Genomic DNA, 22,620 nt, shown 5'->3' with positions numbered 1-22,620 from the left:
ACCCCGCCCCGAGTTACTCGACGGCAACGACGGTGCCGTCGGTGATGCGCACCAGTTCATCGAACGTGAGCGGGAACACCGCGTGCGAATGCCCGGCGGCCGCCCAGATCTCGGGGAACGTCTCGAGCAGGGGGTCGACGAGCGTACGCAGCGGCACCGGATGCCCGACGGGCGCAACTCCGCCGATCGCCTGACCAGTCGCGGAGCGCACGACCTCGGGGGTCGCCCGGTCGATCGACGTGACACCGATCCGCGCGGCGAGGGCGACGGTGTCGACGCGGTGGCCGCCCGACGTCATGACGAGGAGCGGCTCGGTGGTTTCGCCGGTGCGGGCGACGAACACCAGCGAGTTGGCGATGGCACCGACTTCGACCCCGAGTGCGGCGGCGGCTTCGGCCGCGGTGCGCGCGCCGTCGGGGATGTGGCGGATGCGGTCGGCTCCGGGCGCCCCGAGTTCGGTCAGGACGGCGCGCACCCGGAGTGCGGCGGCGGGAAGGTCGCTCACCGCTGGCTCCTCGCTGGCGTCGGGATATTCGGGTAGGCGGCCTCGATCAGGGTCTCCGCAGCTGCGCGCGCGTGGGCAGCGGCGGTGGGAGCACCCGCGATCGCGGCGGTGGTTTGGGCGCCTTCGCTGAGCAGCGAGAGCTGGGGCGCGAGCCAATCGGGCGCGCCCGCGTCGGCGACGATGCGCTCGAGGTCCTTCTGCACGCCCAGTTTGTGTGCGCGCACGATCGCTGCAATTTCCGGAGAGGTGGCGCCGACCTCGGCGAAGGTGTTGATGAACGCGCAGCCGCGAAATTCCGGCTCGAGGAACCAGTTGGCGAGAAAGTCGAAGACGGCGAGCATCCGTTCCCGCGGGTTGTCGACTCGCTCGATGACGCGATTGACGCCGGTGACCCACTCGTCATGTCGACGCGCGAGTACTGCGCTCACCAGGGCCTCCTTCGACGGGTAGAGGGAGTAGAGCCGTTTCAGGGAGACGCCGGCGGCGTCGCGCAGTTGATCCATGGTGACCGCCGAGATGCCGCGGGCGTTGAACAGCTCGGCTGCGATCGTCACGACGTGGTCGGCGATGTCGTTCGCCTGGCCAGTCGGGCTCACGGGGGTCGTCGTCATGGAGGACAGCATAGCTTGCATTGAGAACGATCGTTCTCTAAGGTGGGGAAATTGGAGAACGAGCGTTCTCTGGCTCGTCGGGATCGTCCCGTCGAGACTCGACTTGAGGAGCAACACATGGGCTACATCACGGTGGGCGAAGAGAATGGCGACGCCATCCGTCTGCATTACGAAGACCGAGGATCGGGTCAGCCGGTCGTTCTCATCCACGGCTATCCGCTCGACGGACGTTCGTGGGAGAAGCAGGAGGCGGCGCTGCTCGAGGCCGGCTTCCGCGTCGTCACTTACGACCGTCGCGGCTTCGGCCGTTCGAGCGCCCCGTCGACCGGCTACGACTACGACACCTTCGCGGCTGACTTCAACACGGTGCTCGAGACGCTCGACGTGAAGGACGCGATCATCGCGGGCTTCTCGATGGGCTCCGGTGAGGTGACCCGGTACCTCTCCACCTACGGGTCGGCGCGTGTGGCGAAGGCGGCGCTCATCGCGTCGCTGCAGCCGTTCCTCGGCAAGACCGACGACAACCCCGAGGGAGCTGCTCCGCTGGACTTCTTCCAGGGTGTCTCCGACACCGTGAAGAAGGATCGCTATGCCTACTTCACCGAGTTCTTCGAGGCGTTCTTCAACCTCGACGAGTTCCTCGGATCCCGCATCAGCGAAGAGGTCGTGCGCGCCGCGTGGAACACCGCGTCGTCGTCGGCCGCGATCGCGTCCATTGCGGCCCCGCTGACCTGGGCGACCGACTTCCGGGCCGACTTGCCGAAGTTCGACGTGCCGACCCTCGTGTTGCACGGCACGGCCGACCGCATCCTGCCGATCGACGCGACCGCGCGGCTGTCGGCGAAGGCGATCGCGAACGTCACCTACGTCGAGATCGAGGGCGCCCCGCACGGGATGCTGTGGACTCACGCCGACGAGGTCACGGCCGCGCTGCTGGAGTTCGCGCGCGCGTAACCGCCGGTCACAGCGCTGGTCACAACGCCAGTGACAATGACGGTGAAGGATGCCGAGGCCCCCGACGGGTCTCGGCATCCTCGCGTTTGGCTGGCTTGCTTGCCGGGCTGCCCGCGAGCAGCGCCCGCACGTGGGTGCGGATGTCTTGCACGTACTCATCGACGGCGGCGCCTATCTTCGGAGTCTCGCGGCGGCTCGAGATCGGGCCGGCATCGGGATGGGGCGTTGTGCGGGGTCGACGGTTCGGGGCGGGATGGCGACGAATCCGTGGACCGGGTCGCGGTCGATCGCCCAGCCGTTGTCGTGGACGAGCATGTGATGGTGTCGGCAGAGCAGGACGCCGTCGCGCGTGTCGGTCGGCCCGCCTTCTTTCCACGGGATCCGGTGATGAGCTTCGCACCAGGAGGCGGGGCGGTCGCATTCGGTGAAGCGGCATCCTCCGTCGCGGGCGGCTAGCGCGTCGCGCTGCTTGGCGGTGAACAGGCGCTTGGTGGTGCCGAGGCGGAGGGGTTCGCCGTCGTCGGTGAAGTGGATGGGCACGATGCCGGTGTCGCAGATGTGTCGGTCGGCGATTTCGAGGGGGACGCCGTCGGGGTGGTTGCCGAGGAAGGCGGCTCCGGTGCGTTCGCGCAGGTCGCGGTCGGTGACCAGCACCCGCACGGCGTATCGCTTGGCGCCGAGCAGCTTGTTGGGGTCGGTTTCGGTGGCGATGCGGAGCAGGTCGACGAAGGTGTCGAGGGCGATCTGGCCGAGGGTGCGTTCGTCGTTGACGATCTTCTTGGCCCGTTCCTTCGACTCGGAATCCACGAACCGCGGTCCGCCGCGGCGGGGTGAGGTGGCGGCGTCGTAGGCGGCCCAGTAGGGCTCCGCGGACTCCGGGTCAAGCAGCGCATCGATGTGGGTCATCCCGTCGGAGCGGCGCCTCATGTACCAGTACCGCTTGTCGCGCATCGCGCGATGACGATCGCGCACATTCTCGGCATCCAGTTCGTCACGCAACTCGCGAGCGCGGGCGGCGAGCTTCTCGACCGACATCGTCGGAGCCAAGCGGGCGAGCTCCTGGGCGGCATCGGCGAGATCATCCGCCGCGACATTCTCGGTCGGGGCGCCGAGCCCGTTCTTGATGACGTCGGCTTTCACCACCGACACCTCACCCGAGGCGACACCGGCGCCGACCGCGGCGAGCCAGGGGTCGGCATCCACGGTGAGCAGTTGCCCGACCCGCACCAGCGTCTGTGATTCGCGCTTCGAGACCCCCGACACCTGCTCGACGAGCTTCTCGGGAGTGCCGGCGCCGAGGCGTTGCGCGAGCCCGCCGAAGCCGTCCTCCCGACGGGAACGATGCTTCACCTCCGCCGCGAACACCCCGAGCGACGCCTCGACGAGCCGTCGCAACTCACCCAGCTCGCGCGCGCCAGTGAGCAGCGCGGCGTCGTCGAGCACACTCGGGTCGGCGCCTAGCCAGGTGACGGCGGGAGCGGAAGGGGACATACCTCCATTGAAACAAGGTTCGAACGTATGTACTAGATAGACGAACTTGTCTCGGGATAAGTCGCGCCAACTGAGCCTGTGGAGGACTCAATGCGTCACCAACCCCATGCGCGTGAAGTCAGGTGCCACGCCTGACAGGTGGCGCATAGGTAGCTTCGGCGCTCCTGCCGGCGCGGTTTGCCGGCGCGCCGAATCTGTGCGAGGGCGGCTTTTGCCGCCCATCGGGAGGGGTAGGACTTCTTGGTACACATAGTCGCTCCTTCCGTAAGGGAAGGTGCGCGCGGTCTCGATGGACTCGCCGTCACCGGAGTGCGGAGCTGAAGTTCGCACCGCCGAGCGTCTCAAAGGACGTTGGTCTCCGCGCCGCCCAGGCTACGCCGGCATCCGGAATCCGACCACCCGCCAGGCAAATACGATGGGGTCATGGCGAAGGCTGATCTGATGGACTACGACAAGGCGCTCGAGCTGTTCGAGCCGGTGATCGGCCTCGAGATTCACGTCGAACTCAGCACGAAGACGAAGATGTTCTCCGACGCGCCGAACCCGGCGAACAGCGACAACCATGACGTCGAGCCGAACACGCTGATCACCCCGGTCGACCTCGGGCTTCCCGGAGCCCTCCCCGTGGTGAACGCGAAGGCGGTCGAGTACGCCATCTCGCTGGGTCTGGCGCTCGGCTGCGAGATCGCGCTCGTCTCCCGGTTCGCGCGCAAGAACTACTTCTACCCCGACCTGGCGAAGAACTACCAGATCAGCCAGTACGACGAGCCGATCGCGTTCGAGGGCACCGTCGAGGTGGAGTTGGAAGACGGCAGCACCGTCGACATCCCGATCGAGCGGGCGCACATGGAAGAGGATGCCGGCAAGCTCACCCACCTCGGGGGCGCGACCGGTCGCATCCATGGGGCTGAGGCAAGCCTGGTCGACTACAACCGCGCCGGCGTTCCGCTGGTGGAGATCGTGACGAAGCCGATCTTCGTGCCCGAGGGCGTGGGGGCTCCCGAGGTGGCGAAGGCCTACGTCTCGACGGTGCGCGACATCGTGCGGGGCCTCGGCATCTCGGAGGCGCGCATGGAGCGCGGCAACCTCCGCGTCGACGCCAACGTCTCGCTGCGCCCGCGGGGTGCGTCGAAGCTGGGGACGCGCACCGAGACGAAGAACGTCAACTCGATGCGCTCGGTGGAGCGTGCGGTGCGGCACGAGATCCAGCGGCAGGCCGCCATCCTCGCCGCCGGCGGCACCATCCAGCAGGAGACCCGCCACTGGCACGAAGACAAGGGCACCACCTCGCCCGGCCGGGTGAAGTCGGATGCCGACGACTACCGGTACTTCCCCGAGCCCGACCTGCTGCCGATCGAGCCGTCTGCTGCCTTGGTGTCACGCTTGCGTTCTGAGTTGCCCGAAGCGCCCGCGGTGCGGCGTCGGCGGTTGCGTGAGACGTGGGGGTTCACGGAGCTCGAGTTTCGGGATGTCGCCAACGCCGGTCTGCTCGTCGAGATCGAAGAGACGGTGGCTGCGGGTGCTGCGCCCGCGCAGGCTCGCAAGTGGTGGACGGGTGAGATCGCGCGGCTCGCGAACGCTGCTGCGGTGGACGCTTCTACGTTGGTGTCACCGCTGCACGTGTCGGAGCTCATCGCTTTGGTGGAGTCCGGTGAGCTGACGGATCGGCTGGCCCGCCAGGTGCTCGAAGGCGTGATCGCGGGGGAGGGGCGTCCGTCGGAGGTCGTCGCCGCACGTCGACTCGCCGTGGTGTCGGATGACGGGGCACTGTTGGCAGCGATCGATGCGGCGCTTGCGCAGCAGCCCGATGTGCTGGAGAAGCTGCGGGACGGGAAAGTCCAGGCCGCCGGCGCGATCATCGGCGCCGTGATGAAGGCGATGGGCGGGTCCGCGGATGCTGCCCGTGTTCGGGAACTCGTGCTGGAGCGGGCTCAGGGCTGAGCCTCTCTTGTTGGCAGCTTGCCACCCTTGCAGCGGGATTAGATGAAGGCGTGAACGCCGAGTTGTCTACCGATGCATACCGCAGGTTCGAGGTCTACCTCGGCACAGCGAAGGCCGATGAAGCCGCGGCAGAGGTGCGCTCCGGTGTCATGCCGATCGACGAGGCCGAGGCGTGGAGCGAGTCTGTAGAGCCTCGTTCGAGAAGTCACGCCACCGCCCAGACATAAAGCCAGAGGATTGGCAAGCCTTCGAGGAAGGCTGGCGCCCAGAAGGCTGGTAGTTCACAGGCGCGGTTCGCGTGTGGAAACTGCATCCGGACGGGTGCGCCTTTGGCCCCTGGCCCGCGCACGGGCTGCCGAATCGCGGATGGATATCGGTCAAGGTCTCAAAGTGGCTAGCAGGTCCCGAACGGTGGAAGTTGAGTCTTCGCGATCCCGATCTCGGAACGCCTTGCGCAAGCGAGCGCGGTAGACGGTTGGAATCGATTCGTACTCGGGGGCTCGAATCCTTTTGAGGTATTGAGCGCTGACACGGAAGTGCCCGTTCGCCATCTTGACCGAGTAGGCCTCGATAAATGCAGACGCAATCTCCGAAATCAGGTAGCCCCCCAGAACCTCGAGGTCCCAAGTCGCGCTGAGTATGAAGTAGCAACTGTGGAGTGGCCAGTATCCCTCGGTGTCTCTAACCGGTTCGATACGGGTTTCGATGTCGGCGACAACGAGCTTCTCACGTGCGTAGTCGCCCCGGCGCGGCTTGTCGATGGTGCGCCACCATTGCTCTCGGCCCTGCGCTATGGAACGACCTTTGAGTATGGACTGATGTGACTCGAAGTACGAGCGCATAAGTGGGTACTCGTCGAGGTGGACCAGGCCGTCGGTTCCCCAAGGGTCAACGAAGTAGCGGGACTGCCATGACACCCGACCATCTTTTAGGTCCGAGGGCCCGACTACCTTGCGAAGGCGATCGGGTTCGACGTCCACAATCGAGTCGACGATGTAGACCGCGTCTGCACCGGTGGCGATCCCCACACCGAACTCAACTCCCGTTTCTCCGAGCCGCGGGAAGCGGGATTCGAGATCAGCGATCATTGCGAGGCGTTCGGGTGGCCCGGAGGGCCAGCTCTCTGAAGGCTTGAGCGGGGATTCCAATCGAGCGGCGCTGAAGGCTTCGCTCTTGATCGGCACGGCTTTGGGATCGCGAAACCAGGTCACCAGGTCCTGTGAGGCGGCCTCGCCAAAGCTCGGACTCGCCGTGACCATGGCGGTCCGGTTCGCGCGTTGCTTCCCAAAGACTGTTATCGCCGGGTAGGCAGCGACCTTAGAGTCAAACACATCGGACTGGTGGACTTCGGCGATGAGATCGACTGACGTTTCGGAGAGGACCTTGCGGCGGAGGGCACCACCGTACGCGTTGTGCATCCATCTGTCGGCGCAGATGAAACACAACCGACCGTCGGCTTCGAGCAAGTCCAGGGCTGCTTCGTAGAACCCGATATAGAGGTCGGCCCTACCCTTCATAGTCGGCCAGCGCGCTCGGTAGGCCGAGTAGGTCTGAGTATCGATGTCTTCCATTCGGGCGTAGGGCGGATTGCCAACTACCCATTTCGCCCGGGGCGGTCGGTCCAGCAGCAAGAAGTCGTCCTCGATAACCCAGGCAGACGACAACCGGTGGGCGGTCTCGATGGTTGCACCGTGACCGAGGAGAACGCTTTCGACCCGCTCGCGTGCGAGCGCTATCGCGCGTCCATCGATATCGAAAGCGCGCACGCAGTCGGTCAGAAGGTCGAGCGGCACATTTGCGCGCCGAGCGGCCCGCGCCAGCCGCTCTACAATCTCCGCAAGAAAGGCACCGTCACCGCAACCGGCATCGACGATCGTCGACACTTCGATCCGAGCGTCGGTTGTATAGCCTGCGAGATCGAGCATGAGGCGGACAACCCACGTCTGGGTGTAGACCGCGCTACGGGAGCGGTCACCCGCGATCCTAGGCACTGGTTGTAGCACTCTTGAGTTGTCTCAAACGGTCTTGGATTCGCGCAGCGGCCTCGACCGATTCCTCGTGCTCCCAGACGACAATTACTTCCCAGCCACGCTCGTTGAAATCAGCCTCCATGCGACGGTCGCGCTCCTGGTTTCGCCTGAGCTTCTCCGCCCAACGCTCTGCATTCGCCTTCGGCCAGCTTTGATGAATCGGGCACACGTGCCAGTAACACCCCCGCACCTCGACGACGAGCTTGAGACCAATGAACACGATGTCTGAGCGCCACCTGAGATCCGAGAACGGTCGTACCTGGAGCCGGTATCGAATCCCGAGGTCGCTTAGTGCGCGCCGAAGACGTATCTCCGGAGTTGTGTTCTGTTGCCTCGTTCGCTGCATACGGGCTCGGACAGACTTGTTGCTAGCCCACGATGCGCCACCGCTCACGTGTTGTCTCATAGCGGCGAGATGGCTCTCAAGGTCGCTCATGAGTCGTGTTGGCAACTCGATCCCTGACTCCTCGATTCGAGACAAGAATCCAAGCGTCGCCCGATACGACAGAGGCGCGGCTGCCCCGTGATCGATCACGTCGTTCAGGTCCTTTTTAGCGCTGCAGATCGGCCACCTTGATGCACCTGAGGGCAGAATAGTCCCGCTCTCGCCAAACGCGGCATCAGGCCAAGTGGACCGTCGCTGGCTTGAGGGCGCTACCGGTTCGCCATCGACGGCGCGCTCCGACAGCCTCGCACCAATCCATTCGGCCACCCCGACCGTGATCGCATTGCCGACCAGTTTCCAACGCGCGCTAGTGGTTTCGTCCTTGTCCGCGGCTGACGTCCACCCGCGATCCAGGCCCTGGAGCTCTTCAGCGTCTTCGATCGTCGGCAACACGATTCGGCGCCCCACCTTCTCGGCCGGAAGCCAGACGGCTGGGGCAGAAGGCAGCCCGAGCGTCGATCCTCCTTTGAGGGTGGGAGTAGCTCCGCTGACCAGCCCCACGCCTCGCCGACCTTCGGTCCAATAGAAGCCAGATGCTTTCGGGTTGGCTGCGACATCACTTGAGCTCGGGAACAGATCTGGCACGTCCTGGCTCAGCAGGACGCGGGCCGGATCCTCGGCGAGCGCCGCTAGGATGACAACCCGATTGCGGCGTTGCGCGACCCCGAACGCCCGGGAATCGAGCACTCGATAAGCCCATCGGTAATGGAGCCTTTCGAGGTTTTCGATGATGTACCGGATGCCGGCCCCCTGCTGGAGCCGAAGTAGGTTCGGGACATTCTCGATCAGGATCCACGCTGGCGCAGTCTGTGCGGCGATCCGGAAGACATGTTCCACAAGGCCGGACTGCGGACCGAAGATACCAGTCTGAGTGCCAGCGTGCGAAAGATCCACACACGGGAAGCCCGCGCTCAGGAGGTCGTACTCTATTTGGGGGGTGTAGGTCCGGACGTCGTCCGCGACGTGGACGCCGGGGAAGCGGTGCGCGAGGACACGACGAGCAGGTGCCCACGACTCGCACATCTCGACGACCGAATGTCCGGCTCGCTCAAGGCCGAGGTCGCCGCCGCCAATCCCGCTAAAGAGGCTTACGACGCGCAGGCTCCGGGCGGAATCTTTGGAGTCGGGCGTCACCGCCTTCACTCTACCCGGCGCGAGCCCGCGCTGCAGCGGGCTCGGGAACGTTGTCTACTCTGTCGGCTCGGTATCGAGGACCGCGTCCTGGCCGTCGCCCAAGTTGGCCTCGTCGCTGGCCTCCGGGACGGCCTCTTCATCGACTGCATTTCGATTGATCCCCAGGTGCGTCAGGTCGTCTGCAACGCTTGAGTCTTGTCGCCCGAGTAGTTCGGTCGGTCGAAGCATTTTTACCACCGTGGGTGCTCCGTAGAGGGAAGTGATCAGCGCGAGCGCAAGACCGGTGAGGGTGCTGACAGGAAGCGGAAACGCCGGGTGCTTGTCGAGTGTGGCTCGATGCGCGCGGACTCGCTCGACATCGACAGCCTCATCTCCGCTCGGCCATACGACTTCGCAGTTGCGTTCGGGGTGAGGAGAGTGAATGAGGCAATCGCTGCCCTGGCGCCAACCGGTAACGGCTTGTGCGTGCGCGTAAGGATGCGCAGCGTCCTCGTCCTCCTCTTGCTCGAACCGCCACCCCTCCACGTCGATCGAACCTTCACCAGGCCGCTCGCGGAACAACGCAACGTAGAAGATTGCATCCTTGACGTACCCGTCAGAGCGCTTGTCGAGACGAGCCGTCAGGACTGGGATTACTTCTTTTTGCTTGTGAAGCGGTGCGCCGATGAGCCACCAGTCTTCATCCTGCATCGAAATTGGCAGTGGCCACTCGGGGAGGGTGTATAGAAGCTGGTCGCGTCCTACCGGCTGGAAAATCTGGCTGAGTGTCCTTGAGAGTGGTGTGGGCTCGCCATCGGGGATGCTCTTCTCCGCCCACTCGGCAAGGACCGCCCACATTGATCGGACGTCGTCTGGCCCGAAGGCGTAGGTCATCGTTCAAACAGCCGATGGCGCGGAGAGTACTCGACGTCGTCGATCTTGCGCACGTAGCGAGTCGCGTAGTTGCCCTCAAGGTCTGTCCGGAAGCCCTTTGCATCCTCAAGTCGCTCAAAAGAAGATGTGTCCTCACAGAAGACAAGGTCGTCCGGCGTGACCCTATCCCCAGGACCGGGCTTGCTGAGTTGGTCGACGTTCCAAACGTTTCGTCCCAGTAGGCGCGAAGCGTCGGCATTGAACGCCTGTTGCTCGATCGGCACCTCTTCGCCAAACCAAACCCCGGTCGCCGCGTTAAGTGCAACTGGATTTGCGCGTTCGTTTTGCAGCCAGGGACGATTTGCAAGAAGGTGAGGCAGGTCGATCAGGACGTTCTGAACGGGCAGTGCCACACGATCTAGCCACCGCCGCAGACCGTAGACGGCGGTAGTCAAGGCGATCTGTTCGGAGGCTGGACTTTCCTTGGGTTGAATCCCTATGCCGAAGTTCGGCGAATTCTCGACGTCGGCCAGTGTCATCTCGGAAAGTGATGGGAGCCGGGGGTTGAGTGCCTCGATCTGGCGGAGAGAAAGCTGGTTAAGGCTCTTCGGCGACATTCCGATTAGCTCGGTCACAGGCGTGTCGAGGTTGAGCGCTTGACCTAACACAGCGCCGACTTGCGCCGGAACATGACCAAGCCGAGGCCAATGTGACGGTCGGTAACCGCCCTCCAACTCTCCGAACCACAGCCCGGAGCTCGCTATGTCGTCGTGGGTGATATAGAGGTCGGCGAAGCCAGTTGTCCACTTGCGCATGGTCAGGTCGAAGGTCCGATTTCGCCACTCCTCGTTCACCACGACGCACGCACGGACGCGGGAATGCCCGCGCGCAAGGCGGACGACGTCGGACCCGATCTCGCCAGCGAGATAGCGGGTCACGATCTCCTGTTCCCTTTGATCGCCGCTAGCCGAACCGGGCGTGGGCGTGAGGTCGGAGTCGACGATGAAGATATCGGCCGAGTCGATCTCGGCGGCGGCATCTTCGAGCTGCGGAGCTTGGCCTGCACGAGCATCGACCGCCCGCTGAATTAGCGCGCGACGCGCCAGGCCGAAGTCCGAAGGCTTAAGCTCCATCGCGGTACCGGAGACACCGCGCGAAGCAAAGACGTCGCGAATACGCTCGCCCCACCGAGCGACTCGATCGGCGTCGTCGTCGGCTATCACCACTTTGATGCTTGCTGGCGCCTCAGTCATCGTTCTCCCAACTAATCCGCAACGAAGTCGACCAACCTTCATCTGGGTCCTCGAAAGCGATCTTGCAGTTCATCTCGTCTGTGATCATCTTGACGATCGTCAGGCCTAGACCAGAGCCGCCCAGCCCGAGGGCTTCTGCCCTTCGCGATCTTTGATCACCGCGCTCAAAAGGCTGGAAAAGTCGGGCCGACCTTTTGATATCGACTCCGCCATATCCATTGTCTTGGAAGCGCAAGGAAGATCGAGATGAGTTCCGCTCGCCGTCGACCTTGACCAGTGCTGGACGGCTGTCGATCGTCGCGCGGAAAGCGTTCGTCAGGACGTTCTGAACGACGGCGGACCAGGCGGTGAACGTGCCGGCCGGAAGGATGAGGTCAGGGGGGATGTTCGTGAAGTCGACCTTTGCGGTCCTGGCCAGCACCGAAACGGTTTCCACAACGTCCTCGACGACGTCGCGCGCTCCGTACCGCCCGACCGTGGTCCGGCTCTCCTCCTCTAGAAGCGGCCTGAAAAGGCGACGAATTCGCTCAGAACGGGCACCCCATCGACTGAGCTCCTCAGAGATGTTCGAGAGCTGACCGTCTGGGTCGCCGTTCTGTGCTGCGATCAACTTGAGACGACGCGCAAGTTCCTCGAGATTGCCGCGTTGCGCCGATATCTCATGCTCGTACGCCAGTGAAGTCATCCCCGCAGTCGCTAGCGATCCGAGAAGCGAAGCATAGACGCGCGCCTCTTCGGCCCGTTGCTTGAACTCCCTTGAGACGTCCACCAAGGCGTCTTGGACTGTGGCGTACGCCTCAGGTGGAATCTGCTCGCGGACTGCCTGAATCGCGGCAGCCGCTTGAGTCAGTTGCTTGGTGGCTACACGCGGGTTCTTCGGCCTATTCAAGGCCCGGAGCGCCCTGGAACGCGACCTTGCCAACGCGTAGAGGTCGATGCCCAGGCGGACGGTCCGAGTCAACTGGTCGAATGCGACGCTCTCAGCCAGGCGATCGCGAGTGATCTGAATCGCCAACGCGTCTGAGGGCTTGCGATCATTCAGCCTTGCCTGCCTCTGCTCGTGGGAGGTCGATATGTTGACGGCACCGAACACGCGCTTGTTGGATGGCAAGTCTTGCATTGCGTTCCGGACTTGAAGGAAGTCGGGCAGGAGCCTGCTTCGCGACAGGCGTCGCGCGTGGTCGAGTTCGAGCCTCAACCAGTCGGTATCGGGACCGTAGTAGGGCAGGCGAAAGCCGTTGTCGTAGATATGCACGCCGCCGAAATCGGATAGATATTCTCGTGCGACCTTGACGAGGATTCCCTGAGGTTGCCTGTTGACTAGGTCGAAAATTCGAATCTCAAAGTCGAAACCGTCGATTTGACAGCTCGGGATATCGACGACAAAATGCTGCCGTTCGATGCCGACTTCGACAGAGATCAGCGCGGAGCGTCTCGGTCCGGTCGGCAGTGCTTCAGAGATAGCGGGCGAGTCGTCGGAATCCGCTTCGACCGCATCATCAGCAGGGATCTCACCCGCTTCGTCTTCGGCCGCCTTCGGCTTGGTCAGCTCGAACCGCTCAGCGAGGGCCGGAACCGCTTCGTCTGTAGCCAACAAACGGCCTCTGACAATTGCGTTCGCGTTGTCGAGCAGCGCAGTCATCTGACGGTCGAAGGTCTGTTGTATGTCCGCGCGCGGGGTGATCAGCTCGACGTTGAAGCGATGAGCGTCGTCCTTCTCAACCTCGAACGGGGGCTTCAGCGCCCAAATTTGACGTGCGAGCCCCTCGAACTCGTTCGGGCCCCAGTCGGCGACGAGCCCACTCATCACGATCGTTGTCCCGTGGAGAGAGCCATCCGGAAACTTCGGCTCTCCTTGCCCAATGCGAAGCTCTACTTTGACATCAGTGAGGTCCTTCTCCTTGAGCGCGTTTGGCCAATGTATCCGTGCTTCGATCGCTTGCCTCAAGCCCTTGTCAGTCGGCCCCGAGGCTGCATCCACCAGGGCTCGACTGGTCAGTCTCAGATCTCGCGCGAGCAACTGCGCGGCGAGCCTACCCACGCCCTTCGATCCGGTGAGACTCCGATGTAGATTCGGGCTCACGTGATCGTCAGCTTTTTCCGGCGTCCCGATCCTCATCCAGCGCTTGATGAAGTCGGCCTTGCTCATGCCGTGGCCGTTGTCGGAGACGATGATGCGATCGCCGTCGAAGGCGATGACGACATCCCGGGCGTCGGCGTCGAAAGAGTTCTTGATTAGTTCTGCGAGCGCGATGTCCGGGCGCCCGACGAGTCGTTCACCCAGCTCCTGGAGCAACTTGGCGTCAACAGTAAAGGTTTCGGTGTCTGGCTCAATTTCCTTCTGAGTGGGCACTGACCGTCTCCGTACCTTGCTGGCGACTCTCGATGAACCGTCGAGCCGTTCGTTCACAAACGTAGCGGCCACCGCGGGCTGTCGTTGCTGCCAACACGTCGAAACACTCGTGCTGTTGCCGATGGCCGCACGTCAGCGCGGGTCTCAGGCTTCAGCGAGATGGCAGGATAGCGCCGAGGAGCCCTATGGCCGACGAGCAAGCGTCAGACGAGAAGGCGCGGCGGGCGCCCTTTGGAGCGCGAGAGTTCCGGCTCATCGAGGACGCGAGCTCAGCGGGAGGGTTCCCTGCGGTGCGCAGCCCGAGCCAATCTCCGCTGATCTATTTCGACTCTTGGGTATGGGTCCAGCTAGCGCAGGCTAGGCGGTCACCCGCGCATCCGTTGCGCGAGGTCGAAAAGAAGCTGCGCCTCAACGCCGCTGCGGGCGAAATACAGATCGCGCTCACGTCGGGAAACTATTTGGAGCTCTGGAACCGACGAGACTCTCGCTCGCGACAACACGTCGGGCGCGAGATGGCAGAGTTGTCTGGGTATGTGACTCTACGGGCCGTTCACGAAGTCCTCGAGGAAGAACTTGCGCGCGTGACCGAAGCTTGGCGCAAGCTAGGCCCGCGCCTGCCAGCCATGCAAATCGCACGCGAGTGGATAGTCGGCTCCGGGGCCAGGCATGCCTTCGCGTCGCCGACGGGCAGGTACCGCTTTGTGTCCAAAATCGCCACGAACTCGTCGCCAGAGGGCGAAGAGGTTCCCATGCCAGATGAATGGGTCGCCGCGAGCGCAGCCATGAGTCGCGAGATGTTCGAGTGGGTCAATCTGATCGGCCTCGACAACAACTACGACGTGCCCGGGGTGGACTACCGACCCGAGCATCGGCTCGGAGACGAGTGGGTGGCTTCGCAGGAAGAAGTCAGGGCTATGGTCGACTTCATCGGCTCGGATGATTCGCTGATGTATCGGCTGATAATCGGACGGCGGCTCGCCAATCTGTTCGAACAGTTCCCTCACGCACTTCCGACGAATCGCGAACTCGCTTCTTGGTTCAGAGGCCCAGCGGACGGAATCGGCTTCATCGGATCAATGCCGGTTCAACAGGTAATGGTCGAGTTGACGTATGCCGCCCACCGTAACGCTCGCTATCGCTTCAAGCAGCACGATCGAACAGACATCCTCGAGCTCTCACTGACTCTTCCGTACTGTGACGTCGTCGTTCCTGACGCCAATTGGGCACATCATGCCATGGCGACTCGCCTCGCAGAGTCCTTCGGCACGAAGGTGCTCAAGGATCGGGAGAGCCTCATCGGCTGGGTCGCCACTCTGTAGCCAGCGACCACTCGTCGGTCTGTCGCCCGCGAAGTTCGTTCTGTAGGACGTTCGGCATCGGTGCGTCGCCTACGAGACGGCAGGGGTTGGGAGCATGGCGGCGGAGAGATCGGGACTGGTGCAGGGATAGGTGACACCTGATCTGTGGTGCTGAGGCGCTGCGGGAGAGGATGTCATCATGCCCAAGCCTTATCCGCGTGAGTTCCGTGAGGACGTGGTCGCGGTCGCTCGTCAGCGGGATCCTGGGGTCCCGTTGCGGCAGATCGCGGACGACTTCGGGATCAGTGAGACGTGTCTGCAGAACTGGCTCCGCAAGGCCGATATCGAGTCCGGCGCCCGGCCGGGGACGACCTCGGCGGAGTCGGCCGAGACCCGGGAGTTGAAGAAGCGGCTGCGTTTGCTGGAGCAAGAGAACGAGGTGCTCCGGCGGGCTGCGGCGTATCTGTCGCAGGCGAACCTGAAGCTCGGTGGTTCCCCAAAATGATCTACCCGCTCGTCCGCGAGCTGGCCGCGACCGGTGCCCCGATCCGGGTGCCGGTCGCGGTGGCGTGCCGGGTGCTGAAACTCCACCGCCAGAAGTACTACGCCTGGCTCAACCAGCCGGTCACGGAGGCGGAGTGGGAGCAGGCGCATCGGATGAACGCCCTCATCGACGCCCATCGCGACGACCCGGAGTTCGGGTATCGGCTGCTGCGCGACGAGGCCGAGGACGCCGGCTGGACGATGTGCCGCCGCACCGCCTGGTCCCTCGCCGCGCAGGCGGGTCTGGTGTCGGCAACGCAGCGCCGTCGACGCGGGAAGGGGAAGAAGCCCGGTCCGCCAGTGTTCGACGACCTCGTTTTGCGGGACTTCACCGCAGATGCGCCGAACCGGTTGTGGCTCACGGACATCACCGAGCACCGCACCGGCGAGGGCAAGCTCTACCTCTGCGCGGTCAAGGACGTGTTCTCGAACCGGATCGTCGGCTACTCGATCTCCGACCGGATGAAAGCCCGTCTGGCCGTCAACGCGCTCGAGCACGCCGTCGCCCGCCGGGGCGACGTCGCCGGCTGCATCGTCCACGCTGACAGGGGATCCCAATTCCGCTCCAGGAAGCAGGCTCGCGCGCTGCACCGCCACGACCTGGTCGGATCGATGGGTCGGGTCGGCGCCGCCGGCGACAACGCCGCCATGGAGAGCTTCTTCGCGCTGCTGCAGAAGAACGTCCTCAACCGCCGCATCTGGACCACCCGGCAGGAGCTGCGGATCGCGATCGTCACCTGGATCGAGCGGACCTACCACCGCCGCCGACGTCAGGACAGACTCGGCGGCTTGACCCCGATCGAGTACGAGACCATCATGAACACCAACCTGGCACTCGCGGCCTAAACCGAAACTGTCACCCTTCGCTGCACCAGTCCCATCCCGAACTCCATCGATGTCGACCAGGCGCGACTCTTTAGGCTGAGGTGAATGTGGACTCGACGTACGGCGCGGCTGAGGTTCAGTGTCGGGCGCCTCCTGCACAATTGCAAAGGTGAAACGTACGGCGAGTACCCCAACTGACACGCCGGCACTTCGCAAGGCACGGGGGGCTTTCTTCACCCCACCGGCGATCGCACAGTTCATCACATCCTGGGCTGTGCGAGGCATGAACGACCGGGTGCTCGAGCCTTCCGCGGGTGACGCTGCTTTCCTAGTGCCTGCCGTCCTGAGACTTCGAGATCTGGCCTTCGAGGTGGGCGAGGTGTCGACGCCGACGGTCTACGGTGTCGAGATCCATGCATTGTCAGCATCGGAAGGCTCGAGGCGCATCGTCGAAGCCGGTGGCAAGCCGTCGCTCACTGTCCGCGACTTCTTCGATTTTGATACCCCCGAGCGCTTCGATGCGGTCGTCGGCAATCCACCGTTCATCCGCTATCAGGACTTTAGCGGGGAGGCTCGAGGCAAGGCCCGCGCTGCCGCGCTTCGAGCCGGTGTTGAGATCAACGGGCTCGCGTCGAGCTGGGCCGCCTTCGTTGTCCACGCGACTACGTTCTTGGCGCCCGGTGGGCGACTCGGTTTCGTGCTGCCCGCAGAGCTGTTGAGCGTGAACTACGCCGGACCTATCCGGAAGTTCCTGTTCGACAGCTTCGCGTCGGTCGATCTCGTGCTGTTCACAGAGAGGGTCTTCCCGGAGGCGGAAGCCGATGTCGTTCTCCTGCTTGCGGATGGCTATGGACTCGGCCCCACCGACCACGCGCAGATCAAACAAGCGCAGAACGCCGAGTCGCTCGCGACTATGTCGGCAGCGCTTCGGTGGTCGCCGTCCGACCCCGCGTCCAAGTGGACGCCGTCGCTCCTCGATGCCGAGACGTTGGAGCTGTATTCAGCGCTCCTTCACGACGGCCACTTCACGGAGATGAAGAACTGGGGGTCGACGACCCTTGGCGCCGTCACCGGCAACAACGGCTACTTCGCCCTGAGCGCCCAGAACGTACGCGAGATGAAGCTCGAGCAGTCCGACGTCACCCCGCTTTCCCCTCCGGGCAGTCGTCACCTTCGTGGCCTGAGCTACGGCTCGCCCGAGTGGAAGAGTCACCTCGAAGGCGGTGCTCGCGGTTGGTTGTTCAGGCCCACGGCTGCTCCATCACGTGCGGCACTGCGGTACATCCACACGGGCGAGCGTGACGGAGTCGATCAGGCGTTCAAGTGCCGTGTGCGGTCACCATGGTGGCGCGTGCCGCTGGTGCCAAAGGCCGACCTCTTCCTGACCTATATGAACGCGGATTCGGTTCGCATCAGTGCCAACACGGCGGGTGTCCGACACCTCAACTCGGTGCATGGAATCACTCTCGCTCCCGACTACCGACGGGTCGGCAAGTCACTGCTTGCGATGGGTTCCCTCAGCGCGATGACGCTGCTCGGTGCCGAGATGATGGGTCGTGCCTACGGTGGCGGTCTGTTGAAGATCGAGCCGCGCGAAGCCGACATGTTGCCCATGCCATCTCTCGACCTTCTGAAGCGCTCGGAGTCGAAGCTCAAGGAGATCGCGCCCGAAGTGCGCATGCTTCTCGAGATCGGAGACCTCATCGGAGCGTCGACGACTGTTGACCGCGTGCTCTTCGCGGGGATCGAAGGTGCCGGTAGCGAAACTAGTGCCGCTCGCTTGCGAGAGGCCCGCGCGAAGTATCTCGCGCGGCGAGTCGCTCGTTCGAGCTACCGAATGCCAGCATCCTCAGTGGCTCACTAGGGTCGACTCGACGAAGGGCGCTTTCATGGCGAGCAAGGACGACAGTTTCAGCGCGTTCGACGGCCTGCTTGCCGCGGCCGCGACCGACTCACCTTGGGCGCACGCTGCGACTGGTGCGCCGCAATACGTGCCCGACTACACGCTTCTCGAGCTGCTGTTGAGCATCCCCACCGCCGGAGGATCAGTCGTCGAAAGCGGACGGTTCGCGAACGGCGTGGATGCGTGGATCGCGCACGAACTTCGCCGTGCCGGGTTCGAGACCGATGAGGTCTGGCCGCGCCCTACCCGTCCGCGCATCCTCCCCCGCGACATCTCGATGCTCTTGTCGCGACTTCCCGCAGCGCTCGCCGCGCAGGTACGAGAGCGCGTCGTAGCGATGCCGTCGGTTGCGCCTAGCGACGCACGCGTCCTCGGGCGTGCGTACGACAAACAAGTCGACGTGGCGATCGCTCGATGGGATCGTGGTCCCGAGCTACTGATCAGTACCAAGACGATGGTCTCTGCCTTCGGGAAAAACCTCGGCAACCGTTTCGAGGAAGCCTACGGAGATGCTGGGAACCTGCGGTCCCGCTACCCGCTGGCCGCCGTCGGATACTTCTTCGTGCAGAGATCGACGATCCTGCAATCAGAACCTGGAGCGTTCGAGCGGACCAAAGACATGATGCGGAAGCTCCGCGAACTCGACGGGACTAATGGCTACACGACGACCGGGTTGGCTCTCGTCAGCTGGGACGACGATGATCTTGCAGGCGGGGTCACGGTCGAACTCGATGCGGTTCCCGAAGACATCGGCCCGGCACAGTTCTTCGCTCGGATGATCGAACGGGTCGTTGAAGTCACGCCGGTGGTGCATCACGTCGAGGTCAGATCTCGGCTGGAGGGTCGTGAGGTCCCGGTCGAGATTACTGACGTTGCTGAGGCGGTCGTCGCTGACGAGGAAGTCGACGCGGAAACGCTCGGTTCGTAGCAGGGACGGGGACTGCGGGGCCGAGTCGCCAGGCGACCCGACCCGACAACTCAGCCCATCTCGACGCAGTGCCCGCACTTGGGGCGGCCGCCAGTCCCCGAGCGCCGGTTGGCCGCTGGGATCTGCTGACCGCTGGGGCAGTCGTTGTGGTCGTGATAAACATCCGGGTCAGACGGGTGGATCGAGTAGTACGGGGAGACTTTCATTGGGGGACTCCTTTGCTCGCCGATCGGGGGATCGGCACATCTCCACTGTCCCCCGGGCCGCCGACATCCGTGGCGACCACGCCGCCACCATGACAAGGCGGGGCCTGTCGAAATCTACGCGGGGTTGACGGTCGTGCCCGCTAGCGTGCTCGTGTGGCCTTCGACGATGTGACCCCGGCTGATCTGGCGAGAGAACTCGGGATCGACGCCAAACGCATCCGCGTGTTCCTGCGGGCGACCTACGGCAAGCTCAACCGTTCCGTCGAGAGCCGGTGGAAGCTGACGCCCGACCAGGGGGCGTCAGTGCGACGACACTTCGCCCGTGCTTCGTGAGCGATCGAACCACCTCTGACGAGACTATTTGCTCGATCTCCGCGACGAAGTTGTCGGTTCATCGGGCCTGCGGCAGCGGAGGTTCGATCGATGCGGCGTTCGCCGCCGATCCAGACGCAGTTGAGCAGCCGATCACGCGCACGAGCGAGCTTCCGTCATGATGGGCGCGTGGAACAGAAGGACCGGAGAAGAGCCCAGAAAGTGCTCCGGGTACTCACCACGCAATTGGCCGCTCGGCGACCGCGCCTCGAAAACTTCGACTCGCAGGAATACCCGGACTTCGCGGTCGTCATCGACAGCGTTCCACACAATGGCCGTGTGATGCCTGGTTCGCGCTTGCTGGCCTCGCCCGAAGGTTCCGGTTGGGGCTTCTGGCGTGTCGGTTTGGACGGCGAAAGCGGTGAACCTGCGAAGATCGAGCGGCAGAACGCCCCCGCTTACCCGGATCGCGCCGTCGCGCAGTACCTCCTCCGACTCTGCCTCGAGGACCTCGCCGACGAGATGAACATGATCAAGTCGTTCATGGAGGCAAAGGGAATTGGGTTCGAGAGCCTTCCTCCTCTGACAAGCCAGGCGTACAACGACGCTTTCACTGTCAGCCTGCTTGTCGCATCGACGATCGACCGCCACTACGGGTAGCGCGGTCACGCCATGATGGCTCGTAGACCTCACTCTCGACTCAGGTGAGGGCAACACAGGGGTCAGGATTCGTGGCCAGCCATGGGTGGTCAGGGGCGAGCGTCTCGTCCGCCCCACCCGGAGGAAGCCGTCGCCAGACGACTTCGATCTCAACACGTCGAGGATTAGTTCACCCGGAGAAAGTCCGACGTCATCACGTTGCCGACAGTCACGGCCACCTCGCCGACGGGCATCACCTGACGAGAGCCTTCAGCGCAGTCCGTTTCCGTGCGCGGGGTCACGTCTTCATGCCGCCACCACTCCAACCCAAAGTCCGTCCCGCGCGCGGGTCATCGCCACATACAACTCCCGCCGTTCCATTTCGACCCGCTCCCCGGCATCCTGACCGTTCTCGGGAACAGCCGGCCCCACCAACCGAGCCGGGGTGTGGGCGACGAGCACGTGCTTGAACTCCAACCCCTTCGCGCGCTTGATCGTGCCGACCTTCATCGCCGCGGCGACGCGGCCGTCGTACTTCGCCAAGTCGACCACCGGCACCCCCGCAGCACCGAGCAACCTGACCACCGATGACACGTCGCGGGTGCGCATCGCGAGCACCGCGACATCCCCGGGGTGCACTCCGGGCGTCGCGAGCAACTCCCGCACCCGGGCGACCAGCGTCGCATCGTGTGCCGCCACCGAGGCGAATCGCGCTACCACCGATCACGAGCCCCCTTCTGGTTGCTTCCGAATGCGCCTCTCGCCCACTACCTTCATGCTCAGCGGAACCCGATCCGTGCTGAGTGACAGGGCAAGCAGATGACGACGACTACTCCTGCAACCGAACCCGCGACCGCGCTCGCCAGGTTCAAGGTCTTCGCCGCGACCGCTCTCTTGGTCGCGGCAGCAACGGGTGCCGCCCAGTTCGTCGCAATCTCGCTCTTCGGAATGGCCGATTTCGTGCGGCTCGAAGCCGGTACTGGTCCGGGCCTGCTCGCGCTCGTATCAGGTCTCGTAATGGCCGCAAGAGTGAAGGACTGGGATGGCTGGCGGAGGTGGATCTGGCTGCCCATCGTCATCGCGGTTACAGCGGTCTTCATCTTGAACGGCGTCGTGTCTCAGTCCATCGCTGCCGAAAAGGCCGCCGAGCAGGAGCAGCTTCAAGTCTGCGCTGACCTCGAAACGCAGCTCAATGCGAAGGCAGCCGAGATTCAACGGCTCGAATCGCCGCCGCCCGTTCCCACCGACCCCAACGCCCCGTCGTGGGAGACCACCGACACCTCCGGCGTGACGTGGGCAAACCCTGAACTCGACCAGGCCAGGATCGTGTACGGCAACCTCTTGGACAGCTACGAGCGAACCTGCTGAACGCTCCGGGATTCGAGCACCCCAATCACGAGGTCGAAGAGCCGATTGATGTTCCAGTCGGTGTCGGCAAGGTCAACGGTCGTCGTGCTCGCGGTGATCGCCTGAATCGCTGGGATGCTCGGATAGGACGAATCGATGGGGTAGCCAATCCCGATAGGGGCGAAGGTATGGCCCTCGCCGTCCGAGTCCTCGGTCACGGTAAACTGCCCGTACGCCGGTTCGAGCGCCTGGTGCGGGTTGGAAGCGAAGACGAGGCCGTTTGCGTCCGCGAGGGTCCTAAGCGTCGGAACGAGCGCATCATCAACGAGCACCTGAAGGTAGGCGCGCTGCCGTCCCCATTGGTCGTCCCGTCCTGGCTGAGAGCCGAAGGTGATGGCGCCCAGTTCGTTGATGCGGATGAGCTTGTCCTGGATCTCGCTGCTCTCCTCGTTCAGTGCTGCGGCATGCCAAGGGGTCATGGGTTCCTCGCCCGAGACGAAACGAATCATCGCGTGCTGAAGGTCAGCGAAGGTGCGCACCTCGTTCCAAACGTTCCCTTGCTGTGAGAAGTAGTCCTCGGCCTGCTCGTCGAGTTCGTCGTTCCACACCCGGTGCTGCTCGGGGCGCAACTCAGAAGAGAGCAAGAACACGCCATCGTCGTCGAGCGGAACACCCTTCTCGATCATCCACGCCAACGTCTTGGGAGTGGACTCATCGACCCTCAGGCGAACGGGATCGGTGGACTCGCTCATGACGGTGAGGGTACTGCCCGCCGCCGACCTCACACGAGGGCTCCGTTGACCTCCACCGATTCCCTAACTTCGGTCGTGCCCGCTACCGTGCTGGTGTGACCTCCGACGACGTGACTCCGGCGGACTTGGCGAAAGAACTCGGAATCGATGCGAAGCGCATCCGTGCGTTCTTGCGAGCGACCTACGGCAAGCTCAATCGATCGGTCGAGACCCGGTGGAAGCTGACGCCCGACCAAGCAAGCAAGGTGCGACGACACTTCGCCCGTGCGTCGTGAGCGATCGAACGACTTCTGAGGAC

Annotated in this window: 20 protein-coding genes; 10 read left to right on the top strand and 10 right to left on the bottom strand. The window is 63.8% G+C overall.

The window, feature by feature from the left end; translation table 11 throughout:
- Nucleotides 1–13: 13 nt before the first annotated feature.
- Together WBL06_RS07310 and WBL06_RS07305 are read right to left on the bottom strand one after the other, a co-directional pair.
- A complete protein-coding gene (locus WBL06_RS07310; protein ID WP_424455326.1) occupies nucleotides 14–505 on the bottom strand; it encodes a YbaK/EbsC family protein in 492 nt (163 codons plus the stop codon).
- Complete coding sequence (locus WBL06_RS07305) at nucleotides 502–1,116, bottom strand: TetR/AcrR family transcriptional regulator (RefSeq protein WP_424455325.1); 615 nt, start codon at nucleotides 1,114–1,116, stop codon at nucleotides 502–504. Before WBL06_RS07305 ends, WBL06_RS07310 begins: the two co-directional genes overlap by 4 nt.
- A 117-nt stretch (nucleotides 1,117–1,233) precedes the next feature.
- Between WBL06_RS07305 and WBL06_RS07300 the strand changes: the two genes are divergently transcribed.
- Complete coding sequence (locus tag WBL06_RS07300; protein ID WP_424455324.1) at nucleotides 1,234–2,070, top strand: alpha/beta fold hydrolase; 837 nt, start codon at nucleotides 1,234–1,236, stop codon at nucleotides 2,068–2,070.
- Nucleotides 2,071–2,241: 171 nt separating this feature from the next.
- Here WBL06_RS07300 and WBL06_RS07295 read toward each other — a convergent pair whose 3' ends face one another.
- Nucleotides 2,242–3,561, bottom strand: a complete 1,320-nt coding sequence (locus WBL06_RS07295) for a DUF222 domain-containing protein (protein WP_424455323.1) — start codon at nucleotides 3,559–3,561, stop codon at nucleotides 2,242–2,244.
- A gap of 423 nt (nucleotides 3,562–3,984) precedes the next feature.
- Between WBL06_RS07295 and gatB the strand changes: the two genes are divergently transcribed.
- Nucleotides 3,985–5,502 (top strand): Asp-tRNA(Asn)/Glu-tRNA(Gln) amidotransferase subunit GatB, encoded by a 1,518-nt coding sequence (gatB, locus tag WBL06_RS07290; RefSeq protein WP_424455322.1) that lies wholly within the window; start codon nucleotides 3,985–3,987, stop codon nucleotides 5,500–5,502.
- A 377-nt stretch (nucleotides 5,503–5,879) separates the two neighbouring features.
- Here gatB and WBL06_RS07285 read toward each other — a convergent pair whose 3' ends face one another.
- From WBL06_RS07285 to WBL06_RS07265, 5 genes are read right to left on the bottom strand one after another with little or no spacing between them, the layout of a single operon-like run.
- Entirely contained in the window at nucleotides 5,880–7,493 is a 1,614-nt protein-coding gene (locus tag WBL06_RS07285; RefSeq protein ID WP_424455321.1) for an Eco57I restriction-modification methylase domain-containing protein, read from the bottom strand.
- Complete coding sequence (vsr, locus tag WBL06_RS07280) at nucleotides 7,486–9,111, bottom strand: DNA mismatch endonuclease Vsr (protein ID WP_424455320.1); 1,626 nt, start codon at nucleotides 9,109–9,111, stop codon at nucleotides 7,486–7,488. The genes WBL06_RS07285 and vsr overlap by 8 nt, the downstream gene beginning before the upstream one ends.
- 54 nt (nucleotides 9,112–9,165) lie before the next feature.
- A complete protein-coding gene (locus tag WBL06_RS07275; protein ID WP_424455319.1) occupies nucleotides 9,166–9,984 on the bottom strand; it encodes a hypothetical protein in 819 nt (272 codons plus the stop codon).
- Nucleotides 9,981–11,216 carry a hypothetical protein gene (locus WBL06_RS07270; protein WP_424455318.1) on the bottom strand — a complete coding sequence of 412 codons (1,236 nt, stop codon included), beginning with the start codon at nucleotides 11,214–11,216 and terminating at the stop codon, nucleotides 9,981–9,983. The genes WBL06_RS07275 and WBL06_RS07270 overlap by 4 nt, the downstream gene beginning before the upstream one ends.
- On the bottom strand, nucleotides 11,209–13,569 hold the full coding sequence (locus WBL06_RS07265) for an ATP-binding protein (RefSeq protein ID WP_424455317.1): 2,361 nt from the start codon (nucleotides 13,567–13,569) through the stop codon (nucleotides 11,209–11,211). Before WBL06_RS07265 ends, WBL06_RS07270 begins: the two co-directional genes overlap by 8 nt.
- A 185-nt stretch (nucleotides 13,570–13,754) precedes the next feature.
- On the opposite strand from WBL06_RS07265, the gene WBL06_RS07260 reads away from it, so the two are divergent.
- The 6 genes from WBL06_RS07260 to WBL06_RS07235 all read left to right on the top strand — a co-directional run bounded on the left by WBL06_RS07260 (nucleotide 13,755) and on the right by WBL06_RS07235 (nucleotide 20,244).
- Nucleotides 13,755–14,888: a hypothetical protein gene (locus WBL06_RS07260; RefSeq protein WP_424455316.1), complete on the top strand. Its 1,134-nt coding sequence runs from the start codon at nucleotides 13,755–13,757 to the stop codon at nucleotides 14,886–14,888.
- A gap of 178 nt (nucleotides 14,889–15,066) precedes the next feature.
- Nucleotides 15,067–16,256, top strand: a protein-coding gene (locus WBL06_RS07255) for an IS3 family transposase (RefSeq protein WP_424455315.1) whose coding sequence is annotated in 2 segments (ribosomal slippage) — nucleotides 15,067–15,333 and nucleotides 15,336–16,256 — 1,188 coding nt in all. Because the reading frame shifts where the segments join, the coding sequence is not laid out codon by codon here.
- A gap of 118 nt (nucleotides 16,257–16,374) precedes the next feature.
- The gene (locus WBL06_RS07250; RefSeq protein ID WP_424455314.1) at nucleotides 16,375–18,099 is read left to right on the top strand and encodes an N-6 DNA methylase; all 1,725 of its coding nucleotides are present in this window, start codon (nucleotides 16,375–16,377) and stop codon (nucleotides 18,097–18,099) included.
- Nucleotides 18,100–18,538: 439 nt separating this feature from the next.
- Nucleotides 18,539–19,066, top strand: a complete 528-nt coding sequence (locus tag WBL06_RS07245; RefSeq protein ID WP_424455313.1) for a hypothetical protein — start codon at nucleotides 18,539–18,541, stop codon at nucleotides 19,064–19,066.
- A gap of 359 nt (nucleotides 19,067–19,425) precedes the next feature.
- Entirely contained in the window at nucleotides 19,426–19,605 is a 180-nt protein-coding gene (locus WBL06_RS07240; protein WP_424455312.1) for a hypothetical protein, read from the top strand.
- A gap of 168 nt (nucleotides 19,606–19,773) precedes the next feature.
- The gene (locus tag WBL06_RS07235) at nucleotides 19,774–20,244 is read left to right on the top strand and encodes a hypothetical protein (RefSeq protein WP_424455311.1); all 471 of its coding nucleotides are present in this window, start codon (nucleotides 19,774–19,776) and stop codon (nucleotides 20,242–20,244) included.
- A 285-nt stretch (nucleotides 20,245–20,529) separates the two neighbouring features.
- Here the strand turns inward: WBL06_RS07235 and WBL06_RS07230 are convergent, their stop codons facing one another.
- Nucleotides 20,530–20,922, bottom strand: a complete 393-nt coding sequence (locus tag WBL06_RS07230; protein WP_424455310.1) for a 3'-5' exonuclease — start codon at nucleotides 20,920–20,922, stop codon at nucleotides 20,530–20,532.
- A 120-nt stretch (nucleotides 20,923–21,042) separates the two neighbouring features.
- On the opposite strand from WBL06_RS07230, the gene WBL06_RS07225 reads away from it, so the two are divergent.
- Nucleotides 21,043–21,591: a hypothetical protein gene (locus tag WBL06_RS07225; RefSeq protein ID WP_424455309.1), complete on the top strand. Its 549-nt coding sequence runs from the start codon at nucleotides 21,043–21,045 to the stop codon at nucleotides 21,589–21,591.
- Here WBL06_RS07225 and WBL06_RS07220 read toward each other — a convergent pair.
- Nucleotides 21,573–22,322 (bottom strand): DUF6919 domain-containing protein, encoded by a 750-nt coding sequence (locus WBL06_RS07220; protein ID WP_424455308.1) that lies wholly within the window; start codon nucleotides 22,320–22,322, stop codon nucleotides 21,573–21,575. The genes WBL06_RS07225 and WBL06_RS07220 overlap by 19 nt on opposite strands.
- A gap of 95 nt (nucleotides 22,323–22,417) precedes the next feature.
- Between WBL06_RS07220 and WBL06_RS07215 the strand changes: the two genes are divergently transcribed.
- On the top strand, nucleotides 22,418–22,597 hold the full coding sequence (locus tag WBL06_RS07215) for a hypothetical protein (protein ID WP_424455307.1): 180 nt from the start codon (nucleotides 22,418–22,420) through the stop codon (nucleotides 22,595–22,597).
- Nucleotides 22,598–22,620 lie beyond the last annotated feature (23 nt).

It is taken from the genome of Pseudolysinimonas sp. (assembly GCF_049651805.1).
GTDB lineage: Bacteria > Actinomycetota > Actinomycetes > Actinomycetales > Microbacteriaceae > Pseudolysinimonas_A.
Note: the sequence above shows the minus strand (reverse complement) of the source record. Positions and strands in the feature narration are given on the sequence as shown.

Excerpts from the sequence above, each read along its gene's own strand:
- WBL06_RS07305 (WP_424455325.1), bottom strand. The coding sequence starts at position 1,116 with ATGACGACGACCCCCGTGAGCCCGACTGGCCAGGCGAACGACATCGCC.
- WBL06_RS07300 (WP_424455324.1), top strand. The coding sequence starts at position 1,234 with ATGGGCTACATCACGGTGGGCGAAGAGAATGGCGACGCCATCCGTCTG.
- WBL06_RS07295 (WP_424455323.1), bottom strand. The coding sequence starts at position 3,561 with ATGTCCCCTTCCGCTCCCGCCGTCACCTGGCTAGGCGCCGACCCGAGT.
- gatB (WP_424455322.1), top strand. The coding sequence starts at position 3,985 with ATGGCGAAGGCTGATCTGATGGACTACGACAAGGCGCTCGAGCTGTTC.
- WBL06_RS07275 (WP_424455319.1), bottom strand. The coding sequence starts at position 9,984 with ATGACCTACGCCTTCGGGCCAGACGACGTCCGATCAATGTGGGCGGTC.
- WBL06_RS07270 (WP_424455318.1), bottom strand. The coding sequence starts at position 11,216 with ATGACTGAGGCGCCAGCAAGCATCAAAGTGGTGATAGCCGACGACGAC.
- WBL06_RS07260 (WP_424455316.1), top strand. The coding sequence starts at position 13,755 with ATGGCCGACGAGCAAGCGTCAGACGAGAAGGCGCGGCGGGCGCCCTTT.
- WBL06_RS07225 (WP_424455309.1), top strand. The coding sequence starts at position 21,043 with ATGACGACGACTACTCCTGCAACCGAACCCGCGACCGCGCTCGCCAGG.
- WBL06_RS07220 (WP_424455308.1), bottom strand. The coding sequence starts at position 22,322 with ATGAGCGAGTCCACCGATCCCGTTCGCCTGAGGGTCGATGAGTCCACT.